Source organism: Bdellovibrio sp. MYbb2 (assembly GCF_056175685.1).
Genome location: NZ_JBJKJI010000002.1, coordinates 635808 through 657648, shown reverse-complemented (window position 1 = coordinate 657648; position 21841 = coordinate 635808). Strand labels below are relative to the sequence as shown.

General features: G+C 51.0%; 16 protein-coding genes and 1 riboswitch. Of the genes, 9 read left to right on the top strand and 7 right to left on the bottom strand.

Annotated features, from left to right (window positions below):
• The first annotated feature begins 4 nt into the window (after nucleotides 1-4).
• The gene (locus AC04MQ_RS12995; RefSeq protein WP_475392277.1) at nucleotides 5-1570 is read left to right on the top strand and encodes a LysM peptidoglycan-binding domain-containing protein; all 1566 of its coding nucleotides are present in this window, start codon (nucleotides 5-7) and stop codon (nucleotides 1568-1570) included.
• Between the two features lie 51 nt (nucleotides 1571-1621).
• Here AC04MQ_RS12995 and AC04MQ_RS12990 read toward each other — a convergent pair whose 3' ends face one another.
• On the bottom strand, nucleotides 1622-2467 hold the full coding sequence (locus AC04MQ_RS12990) for a LysR family transcriptional regulator (RefSeq protein ID WP_475392276.1): 846 nt from the start codon (nucleotides 2465-2467) through the stop codon (nucleotides 1622-1624).
• Between the two features lie 110 nt (nucleotides 2468-2577).
• On the opposite strand from AC04MQ_RS12990, the gene AC04MQ_RS12985 reads away from it, so the two are divergent.
• On the top strand, nucleotides 2578-2898 hold the full coding sequence (locus tag AC04MQ_RS12985; protein ID WP_475392275.1) for a hypothetical protein: 321 nt from the start codon (nucleotides 2578-2580) through the stop codon (nucleotides 2896-2898).
• Here AC04MQ_RS12985 and AC04MQ_RS12980 read toward each other — a convergent pair.
• Both AC04MQ_RS12980 and AC04MQ_RS12975 read right to left on the bottom strand, forming a co-directional pair.
• A complete protein-coding gene (locus tag AC04MQ_RS12980; RefSeq protein WP_475392274.1) occupies nucleotides 2895-4712 on the bottom strand; it encodes a hypothetical protein in 1818 nt (605 codons plus the stop codon). The two genes, AC04MQ_RS12985 and AC04MQ_RS12980, sit on opposite strands and share 4 nt — an antisense overlap.
• 209 nt (nucleotides 4713-4921) lie before the next feature.
• Nucleotides 4922-9355 (bottom strand): tail fiber domain-containing protein, encoded by a 4434-nt coding sequence (locus AC04MQ_RS12975; protein WP_475392273.1) that lies wholly within the window; start codon nucleotides 9353-9355, stop codon nucleotides 4922-4924.
• A gap of 266 nt (nucleotides 9356-9621) precedes the next feature.
• On the opposite strand from AC04MQ_RS12975, the gene AC04MQ_RS12970 reads away from it, so the two are divergent.
• Entirely contained in the window at nucleotides 9622-10689 is a 1068-nt protein-coding gene (locus AC04MQ_RS12970) for a branched-chain amino acid aminotransferase (RefSeq protein ID WP_475392272.1), read from the top strand.
• Between the two features lie 158 nt (nucleotides 10690-10847).
• Nucleotides 10848-10930: riboswitch (cyclic di-GMP riboswitch) on the bottom strand.
• A 447-nt stretch (nucleotides 10931-11377) separates the two neighbouring features.
• On the opposite strand, the gene AC04MQ_RS12965 is transcribed toward AC04MQ_RS12970, so the two are convergent.
• Nucleotides 11378-12178, bottom strand: coding sequence for an Mrp/NBP35 family ATP-binding protein (locus AC04MQ_RS12965; protein WP_475392271.1), 801 nt, complete (start codon nucleotides 12176-12178; stop codon nucleotides 11378-11380).
• A 68-nt stretch (nucleotides 12179-12246) separates the two neighbouring features.
• Here AC04MQ_RS12965 and AC04MQ_RS12960 point away from each other — a divergent pair, with 68 nt between their 5' ends.
• Nucleotides 12247-12648: a hypothetical protein gene (locus AC04MQ_RS12960; protein ID WP_475392270.1), complete on the top strand. Its 402-nt coding sequence runs from the start codon at nucleotides 12247-12249 to the stop codon at nucleotides 12646-12648.
• On the opposite strand, the gene AC04MQ_RS12955 is transcribed toward AC04MQ_RS12960, so the two are convergent.
• The 3 genes from AC04MQ_RS12955 to AC04MQ_RS12945 all read right to left on the bottom strand — a co-directional run bounded on the left by AC04MQ_RS12955 (nucleotide 12645) and on the right by AC04MQ_RS12945 (nucleotide 14295).
• Nucleotides 12645-13085 (bottom strand): OsmC family protein, encoded by a 441-nt coding sequence (locus AC04MQ_RS12955; RefSeq protein ID WP_475392269.1) that lies wholly within the window; start codon nucleotides 13083-13085, stop codon nucleotides 12645-12647. The genes AC04MQ_RS12960 and AC04MQ_RS12955 overlap by 4 nt on opposite strands.
• A gap of 66 nt (nucleotides 13086-13151) precedes the next feature.
• A complete protein-coding gene (locus AC04MQ_RS12950) occupies nucleotides 13152-13604 on the bottom strand; it encodes a hypothetical protein (protein WP_475392268.1) in 453 nt (150 codons plus the stop codon).
• Between the two features lie 82 nt (nucleotides 13605-13686).
• The gene (locus tag AC04MQ_RS12945; protein WP_475392267.1) at nucleotides 13687-14295 is read right to left on the bottom strand and encodes a DUF4423 domain-containing protein; all 609 of its coding nucleotides are present in this window, start codon (nucleotides 14293-14295) and stop codon (nucleotides 13687-13689) included.
• A gap of 288 nt (nucleotides 14296-14583) precedes the next feature.
• Between AC04MQ_RS12945 and AC04MQ_RS12940 the strand changes: the two genes are divergently transcribed.
• From AC04MQ_RS12940 to AC04MQ_RS12920, 5 genes are all read left to right on the top strand, one after another.
• Nucleotides 14584-15363 (top strand): TIGR02147 family protein, encoded by a 780-nt coding sequence (locus tag AC04MQ_RS12940; RefSeq protein WP_475392266.1) that lies wholly within the window; start codon nucleotides 14584-14586, stop codon nucleotides 15361-15363.
• Nucleotides 15360-16073 (top strand): hypothetical protein, encoded by a 714-nt coding sequence (locus AC04MQ_RS12935; RefSeq protein ID WP_475392265.1) that lies wholly within the window; start codon nucleotides 15360-15362, stop codon nucleotides 16071-16073. The genes AC04MQ_RS12940 and AC04MQ_RS12935 overlap by 4 nt, the downstream gene beginning before the upstream one ends.
• A 148-nt stretch (nucleotides 16074-16221) precedes the next feature.
• Nucleotides 16222-16482 carry a hypothetical protein gene (locus tag AC04MQ_RS12930; RefSeq protein ID WP_475392264.1) on the top strand — a complete coding sequence of 87 codons (261 nt, stop codon included), beginning with the start codon at nucleotides 16222-16224 and terminating at the stop codon, nucleotides 16480-16482.
• Complete coding sequence (locus AC04MQ_RS12925; protein ID WP_475392263.1) at nucleotides 16475-20908, top strand: tail fiber domain-containing protein; 4434 nt, start codon at nucleotides 16475-16477, stop codon at nucleotides 20906-20908. Before AC04MQ_RS12930 ends, AC04MQ_RS12925 begins: the two co-directional genes overlap by 8 nt.
• A gap of 143 nt (nucleotides 20909-21051) precedes the next feature.
• Nucleotides 21052-21834 carry a hypothetical protein gene (locus AC04MQ_RS12920; protein ID WP_475392262.1) on the top strand — a complete coding sequence of 261 codons (783 nt, stop codon included), beginning with the start codon at nucleotides 21052-21054 and terminating at the stop codon, nucleotides 21832-21834.
• The last annotated feature ends 7 nt before the right edge of the window (nucleotides 21835-21841 follow it).

The window sequence follows — 21841 nt, the reverse complement described above, 5'->3', positions numbered from 1 at the left end:
AACATTGAGTTTGGTCCTGGCCTTTGTGTCAGGTTGTGCTCATAAGGATTTGGGCGCGAAAGCTGGCAGACCAGCTACCAACAGTGAAGGGGATTTGAAGGACATTGGCTCGTTCCGTTTGTCTGACCCCGAAGGCCCCAAGGTGGTGGATCAGGAATTGGAATCCATCCCTACTGAAGTTAACCCCCTAGTTGAAAAATGGATTGCCTACTTCCAGGGTCGCGGTCGCCCGCACATGGAACGTTACCTGGCTCGTTCCACTCGCTACGAAAAACTGATGAAGAAGGTTTTGCGTGACAATGGACTTCCTGAAGATCTGTTTTACATCGCTTTGATCGAATCCGGATTCAGCTCGCGCGCGACCTCTCACGCTTCGGCGGTGGGGTACTGGCAGTTCATTCGTGGTACCGGCAAACGTTATGGTCTGGACATCAATGCCTTCGTGGATGAGCGTCGTGACCCGGTCTTTGCCACTCAGGCTGCGGCCGAGTACTTCAAAGGTCTTTATAGCGTGTTCGGTTCCTGGTATCTGGCGATGGCTTCCTACAACGTGGGTGAAAATCGCGTAAAGCGTGAAGTGATGAATCACTACACCCGTGACTTCTGGGAGCTGGCTCGTAAAAAACGTCTGCCAGCTGAAACCATCAACTATGTGCCAAAATTCATCGCGGCTAAAATGATCGGTAAAGATCCGGCGAAGTACGGATTTGATGACATCGATTATCTTCCACCGATCGAGTTCGATCACATCACCGTTTCCCAGCCCGTGAACTTGCGTCAGATGGCCGAGAAAATGAATCTGAACTATGAGGATTTCAAAGCATTGAATCCGAAGTTCAAGGGTGAAGTGGCGATCCTGAAAGGCAGCGACCTGATTTTGCGTATTCCTCCGGGAACGACAGAACAGTCCAAAGTGGCTGCGACAGAAAGCTATGTTTCCCGTGTTCAGTTCGTGGCTGACACCGGCGACACGCAGACTTACCGCATTCGTCATGGCGACACACTGAGCACGGTGGCTCGTCGTTACCGCACGACAGTGGCGTTCCTGCGTGACCTGAATGATATTCCTCGTCGCAAACCATTGAAAGTGGGCATGCGCATTCAGGTTCCGGATCGCACACCGTTGAAGGATCGTTCTCAGACACGTTCAATGGTGGCTAAAAAATCCACTTTGGAAGCTCCAAGAAACACCGTGACCGTAAGCCCTGATGGCCGCTATTACATCGTCCAGTCCGGGGACTCTTTGTTCACGATTGCTCGCAAGTATTCCACCAGCGTGTCCGAGCTTCAGCGTATGAACAACATCCGCCGCGGCCGCACCTTGAAAGTGGGAATGAAACTGAAAGTTCCGACTCCGGGCAGTTCTTCTGCTCGTGAAGTGGCAACTGAAGTGGCTCAAAGCAAAAAATTGAAATCCAAAGTCCATGTCGTTCGCAGGGGTGAAAACCTTTCTGTGATCGCGGCGAAATACAATGTGGCGGTTTCTGATCTTACGGAACGCAACAAAATCCGCAACCCGGCTTCGCTGGTTGTCGGTGCCCGCATTGTCATCCCGACTGTGAATCAGTAATTTCAAGACGCGGTAAAAACTTAAAAGGGACTCTGAAAAGAGTCCCTTTTTTTATTTAATCAATCCGTCCTGTGCCAGCAGGCGTGCGAACAGGCGGGCGGGCTTGGCCAGCTGATGTTCTCCCAGATGAATCAGATAGATCTTGTAGCGAATCTTTCCGGCCCAGGAGCTTTGTTCTTCAACGGCTTTCAAGCCGCTTTGGTTTTCAGCGATAAAGTCCGGAACAAATCCCACGCCCATTCCCAGCAGGCTCATCTGGCCGATAACCTCCCAGCTTTCCACGGTCAGGGCTGCCCGGGCCTCTTCGCCGCTGTGACGGCGCCAGGCTTTTTGCAGATCAAACCAACCGGGGCTTTCTGCTGTTGCCAGAAAGCGCGGGGACGGAGGCCAGTGTGATCCTGTGCGAATCACGCAAGTGAATCCACCTTCACCCAGCAGACGATGTTCAAAACCCGGCAGCCGGTTTTCTTCAATGACGATTCCGATATCGGCCTTTCCACTGCGCACCAGTTCGGCAATCTCGGTGACAGAACCGAAATGCAACTGCGGCTGAACTTCACCATGGGATTTCATAAATTCCTTCAAACGGGCAGGCAGCAGATAGTGCGCCACCGCGGTGGAGGTCGCAATACTTAAAGAGCCTGTAACAATTTCAGAACGACCTTTCAGTTCCGCTTTAAGATCTTCCAGCTGGCTTAAAAGAACCCGGGACTTTTCCAGCAGCAAGCGTCCTTCTTCGGTCATCTTGAAGCGGTTTTTGGTGTGCAGCAACAGCTCGACGCCCAAAGTTTCTTCCAGCTTGCGTATAGCTTGACTGATGGCCGGCTGACTGACGTTCAGGGCTTTGGCGGCGGCGGCCAGGCTTTGCAGTTCAGCGGCTTTTGAAAAGTACTTCAAATGATAAATGTTCGGTTCTGACATAATAATAAAATCTTATTATTATATTCATAATTATTCAATTTTGATTGTGGTGCTTGTGCATTATAAGGACCTTCAAAGAGGTTCTTATGACTAAAGCTATTCTGTCCCTGGTTGTGATCTTGTCTTCTTCTGTGTCTTTTGCGGCTCCAAGCTGCCTGCTTGAAACCACAAACACTCTGCGCGCTGAAGAACTGGTTTTGGAAGTAAAGGAAAACACGGATCTGGCGGCTTATGTCCTGCGCACTCAGGAAAGCGGCTTCAATGTGTCCGTGGTTTTGGTGGATGGCCGCTATATCGGTACAATCTCCAAGGGTGACAGCTCTGCAAACTCGATTGTAGAGGGTGACCTGGATCTTTCTATGAAAAAGGGCAGTGATCGCCTGACCGTGTCCTGCCCGGCGAATTAATTATTTTGAATCGACATCAACAGAACGGCCTTTTTGATCTTTTTGATCGAGGCGTTCTGGTCTGGTGTGGCGGTGGCGTCGCGGATTTCCCAGCGGCGTCCCTGATACAGGTAATACAGATAATCCTGTATGTTTTCCTCCACGATGGCAGGATGCTGCCAAGCCAGGTTGCGCAGGTCCTTTAAAAGATCCGCACTGAAGGCCAAGGTGGCAATGGCTGCCGATTTGGGGTCTTTCAAATCACTTTTTTCCATTTTGTACTTGTCAATAATGACCTGCGGGATGCGTTTGATCTGCGTCGGGCCACGGCTGTTGTCGTCCGTATCCAGACCGTTTCCTTTAAGCAGGGCAATGGCCACAGGGGCCAGTTCCTTCAAACGGTACTTCCAGTTTTTTCCAAAATTGGTTTCTGGCGACATCACTCCAAAGGCGAATTCAGCCAGCATGTTGTATTCATCATCTTCGATATTTAGCAGGCTCATCAGGGTGGTTTTCTCGTCTTGCAGTGCCTGGGCATAGCTTTGAGCAAAGCTGTCTTTCAGGTCCACTTTGATTTGAACTGTTTTAAACGCGCGGTTCATCGGGCTGTAGTTATAGGCCATACGATTGCGGAAGACCTTGGCTGCTCCAAATGTCAGACGGTGATTGCGAATGCGGAAGTGATGGTCTGCAGTTTCTGGCAGCACATACACCACCATATCGCGGGAAAGAGAGGCATTGGTTTTAAAGGCCGCACGAATCTGCAAGTCGCGTTCAGCCTGCAGGAAGACAAAACCATTTTGTTGAGTTGTAAAGTGATAGATGCCGGCACCGCCAGAATTTAATTCATCACCCGGATAGGTTTCAATGGCATTGCGGGACAGTTCCTGGCCGTCAGCGCGGAAGAACTGAATCAGCTTTTCTTTTTTATTTACGATGGCAAACGGGGCTTCGCCGTAATTGCTGTGGAAGAAGCGAATGACATCCTGATTGTCCCTGCGGTTGATGTCGTGCCTTTTTCCAATATAGATGCGGAAGTCTTCGTTGGCGTAGGCTTTCAACGTAACGGCGCGGGCTTCACCCAGGCGCAGTGTTTGTTCGGGCAGGTGCAGGTCGGGGATTTCAGCCAGGGCTTCCTGATTCAGGAATACTTTGCTGCCAGCCACACGAACTGCTTGTTTGTTTCTTAGTGTCAGCCAGAAGTCTTCGCGCAGCTTTTTTTGCAGGGTTGTTTCATTGATATTAGCGCAGTCTTTGCCCAGCGCGCGCAGGCTGATCGTGTATTCAGCCACGGTCAGGTGACGGCGTTTATCCAAGGCTCCGGACACTTTCGCCAGCTGACGGGTCAAAGAAAGACTGTCCAGGGATGGCCAGTTCTGGCTTAGCCACAAAGCTTCGACTTCGGCGGTGTTCAGACGGATTTCACCCATGTGACGGGCTAACGAAGCCACCAAGGCCACATAGGAATTTGGCAGGCGCAGGGATGATTTAAAGTAATCTGCTTTTTTGATGATTTGCAGGAAAGAATCATAGGATTCAATTTGAGCAAAGCGGGCGTATTCGGCTTTGAAGCTTTCAGTTTGCTCTTTGGTCAGTCGCAGGGAAAGGGTGTGGGCATAGGATTCGACAGTGTTTAAGTTCTCAAGGCTTAGGCGCTGGGCCAGTTTTAGGAAGGCTTTTTGGTACAGCGTTCCGGTCAGCTGGGGATGCAGGATCTCTTCGTTTTCAATGTCTCGAATTGAGACAAGCGGCTTTGCGCAAACATCGGCCGCAGCCCAGGAATAAGCAGGGGAAAGCACTAGCAGACTGAATAGGAGGCCAAAATAGCGACGCATGGGCTTTTACAGAGCAAAACCAAAGCCAAAGGCGTTTCTGGCATTCTGCCTTTGCTTTGCCTTGTAGGCTCAATTATCTGCCGCTGGGGCAAATTTAGAATCTTGGGGATATTCGTCTGCTGTCGATATCCTAAACAGCAGACTTTTGATGGCACTGAGAGGGGATAGGGGATTGGCACATACCGCCATCGTAGCGAGGGCGGACGGCGTTATTTGTGGCAGACCTTGGCTTTCGGATTCAGTTCGCAGACGGCGTCTTTCAAGGCCTGATTCTGCTGTTCCAAGGACTGAACCTTGTGAACCAGAACGGCGTTATTTTCCTTGAGTGAGGCAATCTCACGATCCTGTTTTTTGTTTTCGGAAATCACGATCTGGTAAAGCTCTTTGATGGAATTGATCAGTGGTGCCACCAGCTTTTGATAGGCCACGGATTTGGAACCATCTTTGTCAGTGCGAACGGCTTCAGGGAAGACTTTTTCCACTTCCTGCGCGATCAGACCAATTTGTTTTTCTTTGTTGGTCGGATTCTTCCAGTAGTAGGTGTAGCCGGTCAGGCCCAGTACCTTGTTCAAACTGTCTGGCAGGATCTGGATGTCAGTTTTCAGACGGGCATCAGATGCCTCTGTCAAAGTTCCGGCAATCCACATGTTCCCGGCATAGTCGACATAAAGTTTCTGCGTACAGGTGCCACCCGGACAGTGATAGAACTGCGCGATGTGAGAGGCACTGTTGGTATGATGTATAGTCAATCCACGTTTGGTTGCGTGGTTGTTATTCACGTTTAGCGCTGAATCTGAGCGGGACAGCAGTTCAACATAGGAAGACCCATCATGGATATATCCTGTACCACTGACATGCAAAGGATAGCCCGGATTGTTTGTGCCGATACCGACGTTACCGGAGTTCGAGATGCGCATGCGTTCCGTCACAGTGACAGAACTTCCAGCGGTCACGGTCTGTCCGTCAGAACTGTAGAATCGAATGCCATCAGTTCCACCCATGTTGATTGCGGCACGGGCCAAAGAGGCAGAACTTGAAGAAGACAGGAATGTGCCGGCAGTTGCACCCGGAGTCACCCCATAACCGATTGCCGGGGCACCACTGGAATATTCTGTTCCGAAAGTGGTCAGGTTGCCGTTGGAATAGTTGTCGACCATCAGCAGACTTCCAGACACGGACGAAGCGGTCCCTGCGCGAATGGCACCACCGGAGATATCCAGTCTTTGCGCTGGATTTGTCACACCCATACCAATATTACCAACGTTGTTGATGCGCATGCGCTCCGTGCGCGTGCTTCCGGTGGCAAAGATGATAGTGCTGTTTCCAACGGACATACCCATGCCGTTGGCAGGGATACCGTTCACAGTAGCTCCGGAGAAGTTCACACCGAGCCACAGACCACCAAAGCTGGAGTTCAAAAGATCCAGGGATGTTACAGAAGAACCACTGACCGCTATTCCGTTTGTGGTGTCTGAGTTTGACCCGACATGCAGTTTATAGCTTGGGCTGGATTGGCCGACCCCCACGTTGCCGTTGCTGTGAACGCGCATGCGTTCAGAACGGGAAGCACTGCCATTGGCGGTGGTTTCAAAGATCATGTAAGAGCCGCGCGCCGAAGTCGTGTGATTTTCACCCGCACTGACTTCAATCGCCGAATTCGTGGTCCCTGTACTGGTTCCGTCATGGGCGCGGAAATAGAATCCACCCAGGGTGTCGCCGGATGTAACGGCGGCATTGGAAGCCAGAGTGCCGCGCGTGCGGGTCATCATCAAAGCCGCCCCGTCGTACTGGCCGTTGGAAGAATGCCACAGGCGCGCCTGGAAGGCGTCAGCACTTTGGATGTCCAGATTAAAGCTAGGTGAAGTGGTTCCGATACCGACAGCACCACCATTGGAAATGGTCATACGCGGGGAACCGTTGGTTTCGAAATTCAAACCATAGTTGTCGTTGGTACCCAAAGTCGCTGCAGCACCAAAGCTGTTGCCGCCGTTGGCGAACAGGGATGTTGCGGAATAGCTGGTACAACCCATCACGCCCGAGGCATTAAAGGTGATAGTCTGCCCCACAGCACAGGTGAACGGAATCACTGCGGAACCCGTGCCGTTGGACACCAGCAGGCGATCCCCGGTCAAGGACGTCGCGCCAGTACCACCTTTGGCCACCGGAACTGCTGAAGGGAAGTTCGCCGGATCCGCGCTGATAGTGCCGGAAGAAACTGCGATACCGGAACCTACTTGCACGACACCTTTTGTTGTTGTCGTGGCATTATCCACAGAAATCACCGGCGTTGTTGTGCCGGTCGCCACCTGAACTGGAGCCGTGCCAGAAACACTGGTCACGGTGCCTGTTGTCGGGGTGGCCCATTTCACACCGGCCGTCACAGCACTATCCGCCGTCAAGACCTGACCGTTGGTGCCCGCTGGCAAGCGGATGTTGTTCGTTGCATCCCGAACCAGGATGTCACCTTTAGTGGTTAATGGAGAAAGTGCATTGATGGCGGCAAGGGCCGTCGTAGCACCCGTACCACCGTTTGCAATCGGCAAAGTGCCAGTCACATCAGACGTCAGATTGATCGCCGCACCACTGGAAGCTGCCGTCAAGCGACCCTGAGCATCCACAGTGATCGAAGCACGAGTGTAAGATCCTGCCGTCACCGCCGTGTTAGCCAAAGAAATAGTACCCGTGGCCGTGATCGGACCACCAGATAAACCAGTGCCCGTTGCGATGTTGGTCACGGTACCACCGGAAGAAGTGTCCGTATCAGTGCCGCACTCCCAACGGTTGTTCGCGGTCACCCATTTCAAAACCTGACCATCGGTACAAGCCGTGTTGTTCGGGCGATAAATAAAGTATTTGCCAGTACCGTTGCCTACATCACCCACGTCCAAAGTCACCGCGCCAGTTCTGCCAGCCACCGTGGTGACAGGGAAGGCGATCGCCGCATTCGACGCCGCCGTCAGTCGGCCTTGAGCATCAACAGTGAATGTCGCAACCGAAGTGGTGGAGCCATACACCGCCGGAGTGACCGCCGTGTTCGCCAAAGAAATTGTACCTGTGGAAGTGATTGGACCACCGGAAAGGCCTGTGCCTGTCGCGATGTTGGTGATCGTGCCACCGGAAGAAGTGTCAGTATCCGTGTCGTTCGCACATTCCCAGCGATTGTTTGCCGTAACCCATTTCAAAACCTGACCGTCCGTACAGGCCGTGTTGTTTGGGCGATAAGTCAGGTATTTACCAGCACCACTTGTGATGTCAGCAGCATCCAAAACCACGGCACCAGTTCTGCCCGCAACCGTAGTTACTGGGAAGGCAATCGCCGCATTCGAAGCCGCGGTCAAACGCCCTTGAGCATCGACAGTGAAAGTTCCAACTTGTGTGGTGGAGCCATAAGAAGCGGCCGTCACCGCCGTGTTAGCCAGAGAAATAGTTCCAGTGGAAGTGATTGGACCACCAGACAAACCAGTGCCCGTTGCGATATTCGTAACCGTACCGCCCGAGTTGTCATTGTTATCGGCAGCAGGGGCCCACTTGGTGCCGTCGTACTTCAAGATCTGACCCGTAGTCAGACCTGTTGTATCGACAGTCACACCTTTGATTTTATTTACAGAGGAAGCACCAATCGTACCGCCAACGTCGCCCGCTAAAGACACATTGATCGGCTGACAGTTAAAACCACCCACGGCATTCCAGTACATGGTTTCGTGAGCCGCACAGCCGGCATTCGCGACGGCCGCGCTGAATTCCGCATCTGTCATGTAAGAACTTAAAGTTGCTGCCAGGCCTGTGACATCACTTTGTGCAATTGCTGATGGCGTCCAGGCAGTGCCATTGTATCTCAGGAAGTTCCCGCTAGCCGGAGCTGCATTGGAAACCGCCGTGCCCTGCAGTTTTGCTACAGTTGGATTTGGATAAGTGCCATCCAGATCCCCAGCCGCCGCACCGCTTGGAACCCGCGCGTCCGAGAAGCGAGCATCATTACCGGCAGCCACTGTTCCCGCAGTTGTGCCCACATTCAGGGTCAACGCCGGAGTCGAAGTGCCGTTGGCAATCGTAATATAGGTATTGGAAGAAGTGACATCCGTCACTGTGCCGCCGTTGGCACCACTGATTCCACCGCACGTCAATGCCGTGCCATTCCAAGTCAGGAACGTACCGCCCGCACACGTCGGCAAGCCGGCTTTCAGAAGGAAGTCATCGGCAATCTTATCGCCCAGGGATTCAGCCGAAAGAGCATAGGCAGAAAAAGGAACCGAACGAATTTCATTGGACGGGGAAATGACCTTCCAGCCATTGCCGTCATGGAATTGAACTTTCAAAAGTCTTGTATCGCCGGAAGCCGCTGTGTAGGTGGATCCACCCGAACAGTTGTGCGCCAAAGAGTTCTTGAAAGAATCCAACATTTTAAATGTCGGAGAAGTGGGGAACAGTTTCGTGCCCGAACCAATCGGCACATCAAACACACCCTTGGAGTTCAGCATGTTCACATCGTCGACTTGTTCGCGATAGATGACACAAGTTCCAGTTGGGTTTGTGATTTCAAACAGGAAGCTGACATGAGCGTACTCCAGCGCGGTCCCGTCGGATTTGATAATCCTTCCCTGATAGGTCAAAGAATTCGGAGCGGCATGGCTGAAAGCAGCCATAAAAAGGAGTGCTAAGAAAGATGCCAGCGACGTTCCGTGTTTCATGCTGTTCTTATCGGCTTTTTGACTGAAAAGCCCAATTTTTTACAATGACGATTCGTTAATATGCGAGAAGTTCTAACAAGAGGTTCCGCGAGTGTTTCAGAGTGAAACAAGTCGGCCAAAGTTTGCAGGGCGTTAGTCTAGGGAAGGTGAGTTTTCTGTTAAAAAGTAAAAAAGAACAATGGATGTTTGACCATTCCCATCATGTTCGATAGGTCCTTTCTATGACCACAATTACGAAGAATCTGACCAGCACTCCGAAAGCCCTTCCGCCCTCTGATCAACTTGGATTCGGGCAGCACTTTTCTGACCACATGTTTGTGGCTAAATACACCGAAGGCAAGGGTTGGTCTGAGGCCAGCGTGGTTCCTTACGGGCCGCTTGCCTTGGATCCTGGAGCTTCTGTGTTCCATTATGGTCAGGCTTTGTTCGAAGGCATGAAGGCCTTCCGCAAGGAAGACGGCGAGGTTGTGTTCTTCCGTCCTGAATTCAACTATCACCGTTTGGCTGAAGGCGCGGCTCGTTTGTGTCTGGAAGCTCCGCCAATGGAGCTGTTCATGGAAGGTCTGCACCAGGTTGTGGCTGCGGATGAACGCTGGATCCCGAAAGGTCCGAACACTTCTTTGTATATCCGTCCGACCTTGATTGGGTCTGAGCCGTTTCTGGGGGTTCGTCCTTCGCGCGAAACGATCTTCTTTATTCTGCTTTCACCGGTGGGTTCTTATTATTCTGAAGGCACCAAGCCGATTAAGATTTGGACCGAGGAAAAGTATCTGCGCGCTGCCCCTGGGGGCTTGGGTGCAGTAAAGGCCGGGGCGAACTATGCCTCCAGTCTGAAGGCCGCCTTGGAAGCCAAGAAGAAAGGCTATGCCCAAGTTCTGTGGCTGGATGTCGAACACCAGGGCATTGAAGAAGTCGGCACCATGAATGTGTTCTTCGTCTTCGATAATGAAATTGTCACTCCGGCACTGAATGGCAGCATTCTGTCTGGCGGGACCCGCGATGCGATTCTGCAGTTGTTGCGCTCTAAAAATCTGCCCGTGGTTGAAAGACGTATTACCATTACAGAAGTGGTGGACCGTCTGGCTAAAGGCGAATTGAAAGAAGCTTTCGGCACGGGTACGGCCGCAGTTATTTCCCCAGTGGGTGTTTTGCACTATCAGGGTAAAGACTGGACAATCAATAACAACGAAAACGGGCCTCTGAGCACGCAGTTGTACACCGAGATCACAGCGATCCAGCGGGGCGCTCAAAAGGATGCCTTGAACTGGCTTGTTCCTTTGAAGAAATAGTTTTTTAGGGATTTTGTTTTAAGAAATTCGTTCGCCAAAAAAAGTGCTAGCGAGGAATCGTCAGTGATAACTCGCTAGCTAAGGGGAATGAAACCAATCCTTGTATGTATTTGTTCCTTCCATATGCACACCTCTGATTCCTCAGGTGACTCATGACCTTTGGCAGCTGGCTGACGTGGCTTGCGCCGACACCCCTTTAGCTTTGCGTCCCGCCGTTTCCGACGGTTTGCCTTGAGGCAAAGGAAGGATCTATATCCTAACGAGTATAACCCTAGGAACCTCCTTATGAGTTATTCATCAGATCCAACCAGTCCATTCTTCTTTACAGAGGCATGAACCCAACCTCTTTGTAGTAATCCTGGTGACGCGTCTTCACTTCAGTTCGTCATCGTGATGGTCATGTGCTCTCATCCGTGTCCTCCTTCGCTTGGCCCTACTAGCGTTCACTTACCCGAGGTAAGTCTCCCGAGCCTGTGGTTTCAACAAAATCAGGATAGCTCGACCAAAGTTTGATTTTCAAGAGCACCACGTTCGATTCTCAATTTACGTCAGATTTGCGTATCACGGTGGGAAAACAGACGGGGATTTGTTCAGACTTGAAACAAAAAAAAGATCCTCCACTGGAGGATCTTTTCGATGAATTCAGAAATTTTAAATTCAAAAAGACGGATAAAAAAGAAATCGCTGCTTAAACCGGCAGCAGTTCGCGGATTTCATCCGCAATTTTCATGAAGGCTTGTGCTTCGGCGCCGTTGCTGTTGGCTTCAACGATTGGAATTCCGGCTTCGCACGCCAGACCCACAGACGGGTTGAAGGGAACTTCACCCAGTTTGTTGATGCCTTTGGATTGTGCGTAGGAATCGATTTCGCCCTTCGGGAACAGCTGCATTTTTTCGCCGTTCGCCGGGTTGATCATGTAAGCCATGTTTTCAACCATGCCCAGCAATGGCACGTTCACACGCGCAAACATGTCGACTGCTTTTTTCACATCCACCAACGCCACGTTTTGCGGCGTGGAAACCATCACGGCACCTGATACCGGAACTTTTTGTGCCAGAGTCAGCTGGATGTCACCCGTGCCCGGAGGCAGGTCGACAACCAAGTAATCCAACTCGCCCCAATTTACGTCGCGCAGGAATTGATCCATCGCTTTGAACAACATAGGTCCACGCCAAACAACTGCCGCACCTTCCTCGACCAGGAAGCCGATGCTCATTAGTTTGATGCCGTAGCGTACAACCGGTTCCAGTTGATTGGTGTCCGGGTTGATCTGAGGTTTTTGCGCCAAAGTTCCCAACATACGAGGAATGCTTGGGCCATAGATATCCGCATCCAGCAGGCCGACTTTGCCGCCTTTTCTGCCCAAAGCCATGGCAAGGTTTGTTGCCACCGTACTTTTACCCACGCCACCCTTACCGGAACTTACGGCGATAATATGTTTCACTCCGGGAATCGCGGTCTGCTTTTCGAAAGGATTTGGGGCTGCCATGAATGGGACTCCTTGCTAATTTTGTCCACACAACCAATAATAGAACTTGGATGAATAGCCAAGACTTTTTGACATTGAACCTAGTGGGAGCGGGGGCTTTCATTTTCTGGTATCTCGTATCTCGAGGTGGCGGTCGTCGTCCGACGAAGCTTAATTTGAATGCGAAAGACAGTGCCCCCCCTCTGATGGAAGCAGCTTCCCCTGAAAAAGCGGGTCTTGAGCCTTTGCGTCGTCAGTCTACGGCCCCTCAGGTGCATCCTGATCTATCTGGAGCAAAAACCAAGTGCCTGAATGTGATGTTTAATTACAACGGCCACAGCTGGGATGCGTACGAGGTTTTGGGCGTTCCGGCCGGAGCGTCGCTGAAGCTGGTCACTGAAGCCTATCAGACTGCAATTCGCCGCAGCGACAAAGAATCCCTGGAATTTCTGGAAACGGCTTACAAAGCTATTCTGAACAAGTCCGCCTAAGCGAACTGAACCTGATCTTCGGCGACTTTTTCGCCGTTCACCCACACTGAATAAAAAATCGGGCAGGCTTTCGAAAGCATCGCCGCCGTCCCGCTGTACTGGTGGGTGGAACGCTTGGCCGCCTCCGCCACCTGGGTCGCATCCACAGCAGAACCCTTCACCTGATAGCTCAGATCAATGCGCGAAAATATCTTCGGATGTTTGTCTGTCAGGGGAGCTTTGGCTTCCAACTCGAAAGAATCATACTGCACCTGAAACTTGGCCATCAGATCAATCACGTCAGTGCCCGTGCAGCAGCACAAAGCAGCCAGCAGCATTTCTTTCGGAGTCGGTCCCTGAGGAGTTTGATCAGGACCTGTGACGTCGATGTCACCTTCCATGCCACGAACATTGAATTTAAAATGGTGACCATCAATTCGTTTTACCTGTGCGCGCATGAACCCATCCTTTGTGAGGTAAAGAAGATGGGTCTGATTTTAGATCAGAGATTTACAATGACAAGATTATTTTGAATACAGACAGCTGAAGCCGCGACCGTTGCGGCTGTGCTCCCAAAGGAACTTGCTGGGGCCGTCCTGAATGACGGTGTCTTCCTGCATCAGGCTTAAAGAATTGTCCTTGTCGATATAGATCGTGGTTTCAGTCTTTCGTGTGTAATTGTCGCGATGAACGGTTTCACTTAAAACTTTGCGGCCAGGATTCTGCTGAACCTTAAAGCCCTTGTTGATCTGACAAAAGCGCACAGAATCGTGAGCCACGCCGTGGGAAGAGGGCTCCAGTGCAAAGCCGTCGCAATCGGCCGTCAGTTCGATTTCAAACGGACAGTTGTCGGTGCCGTTGACCAGATGAAAAAGTCCCTCGGACGAGGCCAGACCCGAAGCAGACGGCTGGCTTTGCGCCAGAGTCAGCTCAGCAATGAACAATCCCAAAATGAGAATCAGTCGAGGCCAGTGCATCCACACTCCTTCATTCTTTTAGAAGGGAGCAAGCTTTGTGCGCGGGTCAGAACAAACTCAAGGGCAGTTCAGAAAGATATTCTCACTCTGGAATGTCGATGTGCCGTTTCACGGCAATCAGGGGCAGAAGTTGAATACTGATCTGAAAGACACCCTTGGGCTGGCCCTTCTTCATGCTTTCAGCAAAGTCGCGTTTGAAATCACGAATCATTTTTTTTGCCTTGGCGATGTGCTTGGGGTCCATTGTCAGGGTCAGCGAGCTGATGTCGCGTTCGAAGATGGAAAGCCCCTGACTGGTTTTCTGTATCAGCTGCAGATCGCTGATGTGACCGTGCGGGTTCGTTTTGTTCGGGTTGTCGTAAGAGCTAAGGGCAGAATCCGCAGTGAGCGTCCAGCGCTGCTGAGTCCATTCGATGACCCGCAGAGTGTTCAAAAGTTTTAATAGACTGGTCAGTTCGGGGGCTGGGATCTGCATCAGTTGAGAAATCTGTGTAAGCTGTGTGTCGTGACTGGGAAATGCCTTTGCGGTTTCGGCGTAAATATTCGTCTGAAAAAAGCAAAGTAGAGCAAATGGTTTAGAATCAGTGATTTGCGCCAGAACCTCATCAGGCAGGGTGGGGCCGGTGGGGTACGCCGTATCGAGGGCTTTTTTGATCTGCCGGGTTTCCTCGTCAGTCAGTTTTAAAGCCATGCAGATTTTGTCGGCATAGTATTCGGTTAACGGCCTCTTCGCATTGAGGATTTCAGACAGCCTTCCAGAGGAAATTCCGACTTTGGCTGCAATCCAGCGCAGCGAAAGACGCGTGTTAGTAGATTGCTTTTTTTGGATAATCTGCCGTAAAACTAGATGCGCTGTCATTGTTTAAATACTACGAGAGCTGAAGCGAGGGAGTCATGGCCTGGTACCCGTCATGGTCTTCTAACTGTTCCCAAATCAGGGAAAAGTGCAAAAAAAAATGGGAACTGTGGGGAAATGTCTATGGCGATCCAAATGGAACGAACGGGAAAAGGGCTGTCTTTGGCCTTGTTTCTTCATGAGGCTTTGGATTTGCGAAAAAAGCGCAATGCCCGCTATTCACTAAGAGCGTTTGCCCGGGATTTGGGGATTTCGCCCGGAAGGCTTTCCGACTTTTTGGCCGGACGGCGATTGCCGGGAAAGCAAATTTGTCAGCGCATGATCGAAGCGCTGAAAATGACCGATGCAGAAAAGGCCAAGTTCCTGCATTTGATTTCCCGAAACAAGGAAAATTCCGGAAGTCACCGGGGCACCTATATTCTTCGCGAGGACGAGTTTTCTTTGATCGCAGACTGGGAGCATTTTGCCCTGCTGATGCTCCTGGGAACTGTCGGATACAAATGTGACTTGAAGTGGATGGCCGAAAAGCTTCAGACATCCGAGATGAAGATTCAAAATGCGCTGGAACGCATGGAGCGTCTGCATCTGATTAAAATAAAAAATGGCAAGATTGAACGCTTGAAGCGCAAAGTGGCCACAACCCACGACATTCCCTCGACAGTGTTGCGCGAATCCCATCGCCAGATTCTGGAGCATGCTATGTCATCTTTACAAAATGATGATATCGACCTCCGGGACATTACATCCATTACGATTCCCGCAGACCCTGCCAAGATCGCCCTGGCAAAAGAGCACATAAGAAAATTCCGCCGGAAAATGGCACGCCTGATGGCGGGCGATAAAAAGACGGAAGTTTACAACTTGAATATTCAACTGGTTCCTGTAACAAGAGTGAAGAGATGAATAAATTGGCGTTATTCCTTAGCTTGGTTCTTCTGCATTTTGCTAACATGGCTTCTGCCAGTACTGATTGGGCAGATCGTGGCAATGGAGGTGACGTTATTGTCTGCAGTCAGTTGCATCTGATGTATGATTCGTACGAGGCGGAAAAGCGCTATGCGCTGCCACCCAAGTATCCGTCAGCTTCGGCCCTGCCACGACAGGACCTTACGGTTGAACAGAAGAACTCCGTGCAAACCATCGATATCGCCCAGCAGATGATCAATCGTCTGAAGAAAATTGATGAGCCTCGTTGGAGACAGTATTCCGAGTGGTTGGCCTCATTTTACGATGAAGCCAGATTCGTTGATGGAGCCGTGCTTATTGATATTCCCGACACTGGTATTGGTTTTATTCCGCAGGGTTGTGAGCTGAAGCAGTTGGTGATTCAGCGTGCACCGAAGTTCCCGCATGATCGTCGCTATATCATTGCGATGGACCATTGGTTTTGGATGGAGCCCAGCGAAGCCGCCGCTGCAATATTGCACGAGCTGATGTATCGTGATGCAACTTTGCATAACCCCCAACTTCAGACTTCCGAAGCAGTTCGTTATTTTAATGCTGTGGTTCTTTCAGATGAAGTCCGCAGAATGACACCTGCTCAGTATGCCCACCTTGTCAGTATTGTGTTTCCGCGAATGACACCAGTGCAACATCCGGCACCCATGCGATAATTTGCAGTGCTAAACAAGCCATAAATCGCCCAATAGGACGATGTGGATCGTGAAACCGCTCCCAGCTTTTCCCCTCGGGAGCGTTATTCAGGTCAAGTTTTCACCCCAAGGTCTCTTATTTTCATCAATAAAAGCCGATACCTAATGAATGAAAAGGAATCTGGTTCATATTATTTTGCTGGCGACAGGGGCTTTGCTTTTGTCGTCATGTTCTTTGGAAGCGAATATCAGTAGCATCGTTTCCGAGACTCCTACCGTCATTCCACAGCGAATGAGCGGATCAGATTTTACTCACGGACAAATTGTAACAACCGGTTCTGGAACTGTCGTCATCGGCACCTTCGGAGAGATTTCTCAGAAAAGAACTCTTTCCAATGGTGTTGTTATTGAGGGAACTATTCATGAATAACTTGCACGTTCTTTCTTTGCTGGGCCTGGTGCTGAGCTTGGTCTCTGTCGGATTTTCTTCGAAAACTTTTGCGCAAAGCAAGGGCATCAGCTTTCAAGGTGTGATCAAACTGCCCAGTGGTGAATATCCCACGCGTCCAGGGATTACAGTGAATGCCCGTATTCTTTCCGTAAACGATTGTATCTTAAGGGAAGAACAATTCACCGGGATCAATATTTCCAATGGTTATGTCAATCTTGCCATCGGCACAGGAACAGTGGGCGGGTACGATCCGGGCTTTACGATGAAAGAGGTCATGGACAATTCCAAGGCCATCACTCATGGTCCCACGAAACCGGCGGGATTGGTTTGTTTGAACAGTGACGGCAGCGTCAGCAACTCAGTCACCAGCTATAATCCGGATCCATCCAACAACGGCCGAAAGTTTCGTCTGAGTCTATGGGTGGACTCCATCCCGGTTGTTGCTGATTTTAATATGCGTTCGATGGCTTATGCCATCAATTCGGAATCTTTGGATGGTAAGACCAAAGATGATTTTATCCAAACTTCCGCAACACTCACGCAAAGCCGTCTTGAAGACTTTATCACGAAAATCACTTCGGTCAGTGGTGGTTCCGTCAAGTGGAACGGAAGCAGCTTTGTGCCTTTTGATCCCACGGACGGCACCGGCCTGACAGCGATTCCGGAAACTGCGATCACCAGTTTGCCTTATTCCAAACTGACCTCTGTGCCGGCAAACCTGTCGCAGTTGGCGGCGCTGGTCTGTGGTGATGGAAAGATCATTAAAAAGACTTCCGGTACCTGGGCTTGTGCTGACGAAGCGACCTCTGGCGGAGCTAGTGCATTGTCCGGTGACGTCAGTGGAACCACGGCTGCAAATACTGTTGATAAGATCAAGGGCGTACCGGTGTCGGCGACTCCGACCGCCAACGGTCAGGTCTTTCGGTACCAGGGCGGAAGCCTTGTTCCAAGCTATATTACCATGCAGGACTTGCGTTCGCAGGTGACCGGAACGCAGATGCTGCCGGCGAATTGTTCAGCTAAGCAGACTTTGACGTTCAATTCTGCGACAGACAGTTTGACCTGCGTGGATATTGTGATCACCAAAAGTCAGATCACGGATCTGGACAGTTTCTGGGCCGCCGTGACTGGTGGAATCAACTATGCCGGTGGCAATGTTGGTGTAGGACAGGCTGTTCCAGAGGGGACGCTGCATGTGAACGGCAGCGGTGTTTTCGGGGGCAGTATTCCTCCTGATGTTCCGGCGCAGTCTTTGTACACTGGAAAAATCTTTGTCGGCATGGAAAATGGATCGACGGGGATTCATATGCGTCGCCATGAAAACGTGGCATCAGGTCCTTATCTTGAGTTTGCGAAGAGCATGGGGACATACAACAGTCCGGTGCCTGTTGTTTCTGGAACCCGCCTTGGAGATGTGCGGTTTGGTGGCTGGATGACGGCTGGAACAGCCGAAAGCAACATTCAAAAAAGTTCTGCAACAATGCTGTCTTATTCGACAGAAAATTGGAGCGCGACAGGGACGGGCAGTGAACTGAGATTTTCAACAACCAAAAACGGAACCACTGCGGCGGTGAATCGTCTTGCGATCGCCCACGATGGCAAAATCGGGATGGGGACCAATCTGCCACAGGGTAATTTGCATGTGGCATCCATTGACCAGGCAACCGTTCCTTTGGCGTTTGGGAACGAGGCTTCGATCATCATCGAATCTAATGGAGTAGGGCCGGGGTCTGAAGGCTTCATCGGCTCGCTGTGGTTTGGAAGTCGTGAAAATACCACCGAAGGCTCCACTAAAGCTGCCGGGATTGTCGGCTTTATGGATGAAGATGTAACGACAACTTCCGCACCGGCAAGTTTGTCTTTCTATACCACACCCACGGGATCGACGGCCGCTTTGCCACGCATGATTGTGGATAAAACGGGTAACGTGGGAATAGGCACAAGTGTTCCCACCGCAAAATTGGATGTTGCCAATTCAAATCCTGGCGGAGAAACCCTTGTCCTTCGGGACAGCAAGGCTCTGGTTACGGAAGTGGCCTTTTCTTCTTATATCCGCGCCAAAGATTCGGCAGGAACCAATGCCTGGTACCTGGGCGATGGATCCAGTACAGCGAAATCAGTGGCCCTTTTGGCATATCAGCCAGACTATGACATCTTTTTCGGAACCAGTGTCGGCACCGTGATGACGCTGAAAAACAATGGCGATGTGGGTATTGGTAAAACTTCTCCCACGGCGAAACTGGATGTGGATGGCACTATTAAAGCGACGATGTTTGAAGGTCCTTTCACAGCAACCACCAGTTCGATGGGAGCAGGGACCAATGCGGCCCCTTCAGTCACATTCAGTGGTGACCCGGATACTGGATTTTACAACACTTCTTCCAACAACCTGATCAGTGTCGCCACAGGTGGCGTAAAGATTTTTGATTTCAGTTCTGCAGGCTTGGTTTCACCAACTACAGGCGGCGCTTCTATTTCCACCAGCAACGGAACGGCGGGATCACCTACGTACGGTTTTACGGGGGACACCGATACCGGATGGTATCGTCCTGCGGAAAATAATATGGCAGCTTCAACGGGGGGCGCAGAGCGCATTCGAATCGACAATCAGGGGAAAGTTGGTATTGGCACAAACAGCCCGAACTACATGTTGGATATTCTGGATACATCAAGCAATGGATCGAAGTTCCATATATCTGCTGCGGGCGATACAGGTCTTTACATGTCTGCGACCAACTCTGGGGGAGCCACTTTATCTCAAGGTGCTGCCAGCACGGGCACAGCATGGGTTGCTAAATCTCCAGCATCATCAATTATTAGTATGGGACAAACCGGAGTACTGTCGTTCCTGACCACGGGGGGCTTGACCGCCGGAAGTGCGTTCACACCTTTGGAAAGAATGCGCATTGAACCTGATGGTAAAGTCGGCATCGGAACAAACACCCCAACTTCACAACTGGAAGTTTCTTCGACTGGAGCAACCCAGTTGACGGTGGAAGGCGATGGCAGCAACTTAATTAATGCCGCCTTGGTATTGAAAGCCAAGAACACTAGCAACGCCCGAGGGCTGGGCGTCTTCATGCATGATTCGGGCGGGCAGAACGAATGGTTCGCCGGTCGGCCTTATATGGGGGGCATGGGAGGATCAGACGCCTTCGTGATCCAGCGTCTGGCAACCACCAATCACAGTAACAATGCCGCCGCGATTCTGGATGGAAGCAATCAGGCTACTGGTACGACTAATTTCCTCACTATTAAAAATGACGGGAAAGTCGGTTTCGGAACGGTTGCGCCTGTCGCGAAGTTCCACATATCTGATGGGAATACTGTCAACGCGTCCCTGCTTAATTCCAGTGATCACCACCTGATGTCCTTTGAAGGGGTTGCCGCCGGCAGCGCGATCACAGTTGCGGGCAGCAGTGCCACCGTGCGCCCGGTCTTTAAGGGTGTGCGCGTGCGCGGAACTTTGGCGACGCCATTGGTGCCTGAGGTGAATGATCAGGTACTGAGCGTTCTGGGAGCCATTTTTGACGGAGCTACTCAACAAGGGACAGCTTCTATTGATTTCATCACTGACGGTGCCGTTTCCACGGGGGTGGCTCCGCAAAGAATTGGATTTGTGACGTCTGCGACCAATGGTGCTGCTCGTGCAGAACGCATGACCATCAAATCAAATGGCAATGTCGGGATTGGCACCACAAACCCCACTCATCGTTTGGCTGTTCATAGTATAGATAATTCAGTGAATGTTGAAATGAACTTCTACGGGCGTAACAGTTCCAGCGTCGGACGACAGGCAACCATCGGCATTAATCCCGACGGTGAATATATCGGTATGGCCTGGAATTCTAACATTAGTACACCTGCATTGGCGGTCTATAAAAATGGATACGTGGGGATCGGAACAACAGCTCCGACGCAGCTTCTGACGGTGAATGGTTCTGCCATTGCCACGGCTTGGAACACCAGTTCGGATCGACGTTTGAAAGAAAATATTAAAAATATCGAAAATCCGCTGGATAAGATTCGGCAACTTCGCGGGGTGGAGTTTGACTGGCGCAAAGATGTCAGACAGCCAACCAGTCACGATCAGATTCACGACATCGGGGTGATCGCGCAAGAGGTGGAACAGGTCTTCCCCGAGGCGGTGACGACATCGGGTGATGGCTTTAAGTCCGTGGCGTATTCCAAGTTGATTGGTCCCGTGATCGAGGCGGTAAGACAGCTTTACGCCCGCACGATCGCAGTGGAAAGCCAGCAACAAAGTCAGGATCGTAAGCTCGCGGCACTGACGGAAAGACTTTTGGCATTGGAAGAGCGAGCCGCGAAAGTCGAAAAAGAAAATGAAAGATTGAAAGGGGACATCCGTCTTTTGCAGGGGCAAGATACCACAGAAAGACGGTAATGGGATCAGGCCTTACGAGGTCTGCTCATAATGTGGAAGATGAGAGCAACGGTTTGCACTCATTTTCAGCATGCGGGAGCAAATAGCTAAAATCTTTAGTTTCTTGAGTCATCTATGAAGAGGAAATTTCCGATAATACTTATATGACAAAACATCTATTGAATCGCCTTCGAAGACTTGCCAGTGACAATGCCGGATCCAGCCTGGTCAGCACTCTTATGGTGGGGGCGATTTCAAGCATCATGACCCTTGCTGTGACAACAATGATTCTGAAACAGCAGAACACCCAGGAAGAAATTCTGTTTAAAAATAATGTCATCGAAATCCGCGATTCATTGATTTCAGCAATTGCCTCTGACACGGCCTGGAGCCAGACACGCACTAATAATGGCGTGATGAATTGTATCAGCGACACGCAGAACTTTTGCAAACCGGGTTCATCCGATCGCAGTCCGATTGTTCTGTATGACGGGGGCGGGCAGGTTATTTATGATTCGGCAAATCCCACGTCGGGATATCGTTTAAACGGAACACCATGCAATGCCTTCAGCGCGGCGGGGAATGATCAGTGCCCCCTGCGCGCTGTGGTCGGATGGCGGGCGGTTTGCCACAGTGGCAATTGCAGTTCACGCAGTGAATATGTCAGTGTTTCATTCGAGTACAAGCCTTTAAGCAAGGAAAAGAAGTTTCCATTCAATCCCGCAAACTACGAAGTCAGCGAACAAAGCCGTGGCAGCTTTGGCGGGGCCATTTCCCCCATTCTTGCTTGTGCGAACTTAGGAATGATTTTTATCGGAAAGAACAACACCTTTAATGGGCACACCGCGGATCCTGATGGATGTGTTCCTTATGTGGCCTTCCAAGGGCCTGCGGGAGTGGACGGCCCTGCAGGGGTTGCCGGTACAAACGCCAGTTGTCCGAAATAGGGGGCAG

What these genes read in the sequence shown, in the direction of transcription:
- AC04MQ_RS12970 (WP_475392272.1), top strand. Translation starts at nt 9,622, where the DNA reads ATGACCACAATTACGAAGAATCTGACCAGCACTCCGAAAGCCCTTCCG.
- AC04MQ_RS12925 (WP_475392263.1), top strand. Translation starts at nt 16,475, where the DNA reads ATGAATAACTTGCACGTTCTTTCTTTGCTGGGCCTGGTGCTGAGCTTG.
- AC04MQ_RS12955 (WP_475392269.1), bottom strand. Translation starts at nt 13,085, where the DNA reads ATGCGCGCACAGGTAAAACGAATTGATGGTCACCATTTTAAATTCAAT.
- AC04MQ_RS12950 (WP_475392268.1), bottom strand. Translation starts at nt 13,604, where the DNA reads ATGCACTGGCCTCGACTGATTCTCATTTTGGGATTGTTCATTGCTGAG.
- AC04MQ_RS12975 (WP_475392273.1), bottom strand. Translation starts at nt 9,355, where the DNA reads ATGGCTGCTTTCAGCCATGCCGCTCCGAATTCTTTGACCTATCAGGGA.
- AC04MQ_RS12930 (WP_475392264.1), top strand. Translation starts at nt 16,222, where the DNA reads ATGAAAAGGAATCTGGTTCATATTATTTTGCTGGCGACAGGGGCTTTG.
- AC04MQ_RS12935 (WP_475392265.1), top strand. Translation starts at nt 15,360, where the DNA reads ATGAATAAATTGGCGTTATTCCTTAGCTTGGTTCTTCTGCATTTTGCT.
- AC04MQ_RS12940 (WP_475392266.1), top strand. Translation starts at nt 14,584, where the DNA reads ATGGCGATCCAAATGGAACGAACGGGAAAAGGGCTGTCTTTGGCCTTG.
- AC04MQ_RS12980 (WP_475392274.1), bottom strand. Translation starts at nt 4,712, where the DNA reads ATGCGTCGCTATTTTGGCCTCCTATTCAGTCTGCTAGTGCTTTCCCCT.
- AC04MQ_RS12985 (WP_475392275.1), top strand. Translation starts at nt 2,578, where the DNA reads ATGACTAAAGCTATTCTGTCCCTGGTTGTGATCTTGTCTTCTTCTGTG.
- AC04MQ_RS12945 (WP_475392267.1), bottom strand. Translation starts at nt 14,295, where the DNA reads ATGGCTTTAAAACTGACTGACGAGGAAACCCGGCAGATCAAAAAAGCC.
- AC04MQ_RS12920 (WP_475392262.1), top strand. Translation starts at nt 21,052, where the DNA reads ATGACAAAACATCTATTGAATCGCCTTCGAAGACTTGCCAGTGACAAT.
- AC04MQ_RS12965 (WP_475392271.1), bottom strand. Translation starts at nt 12,178, where the DNA reads ATGGCAGCCCCAAATCCTTTCGAAAAGCAGACCGCGATTCCCGGAGTG.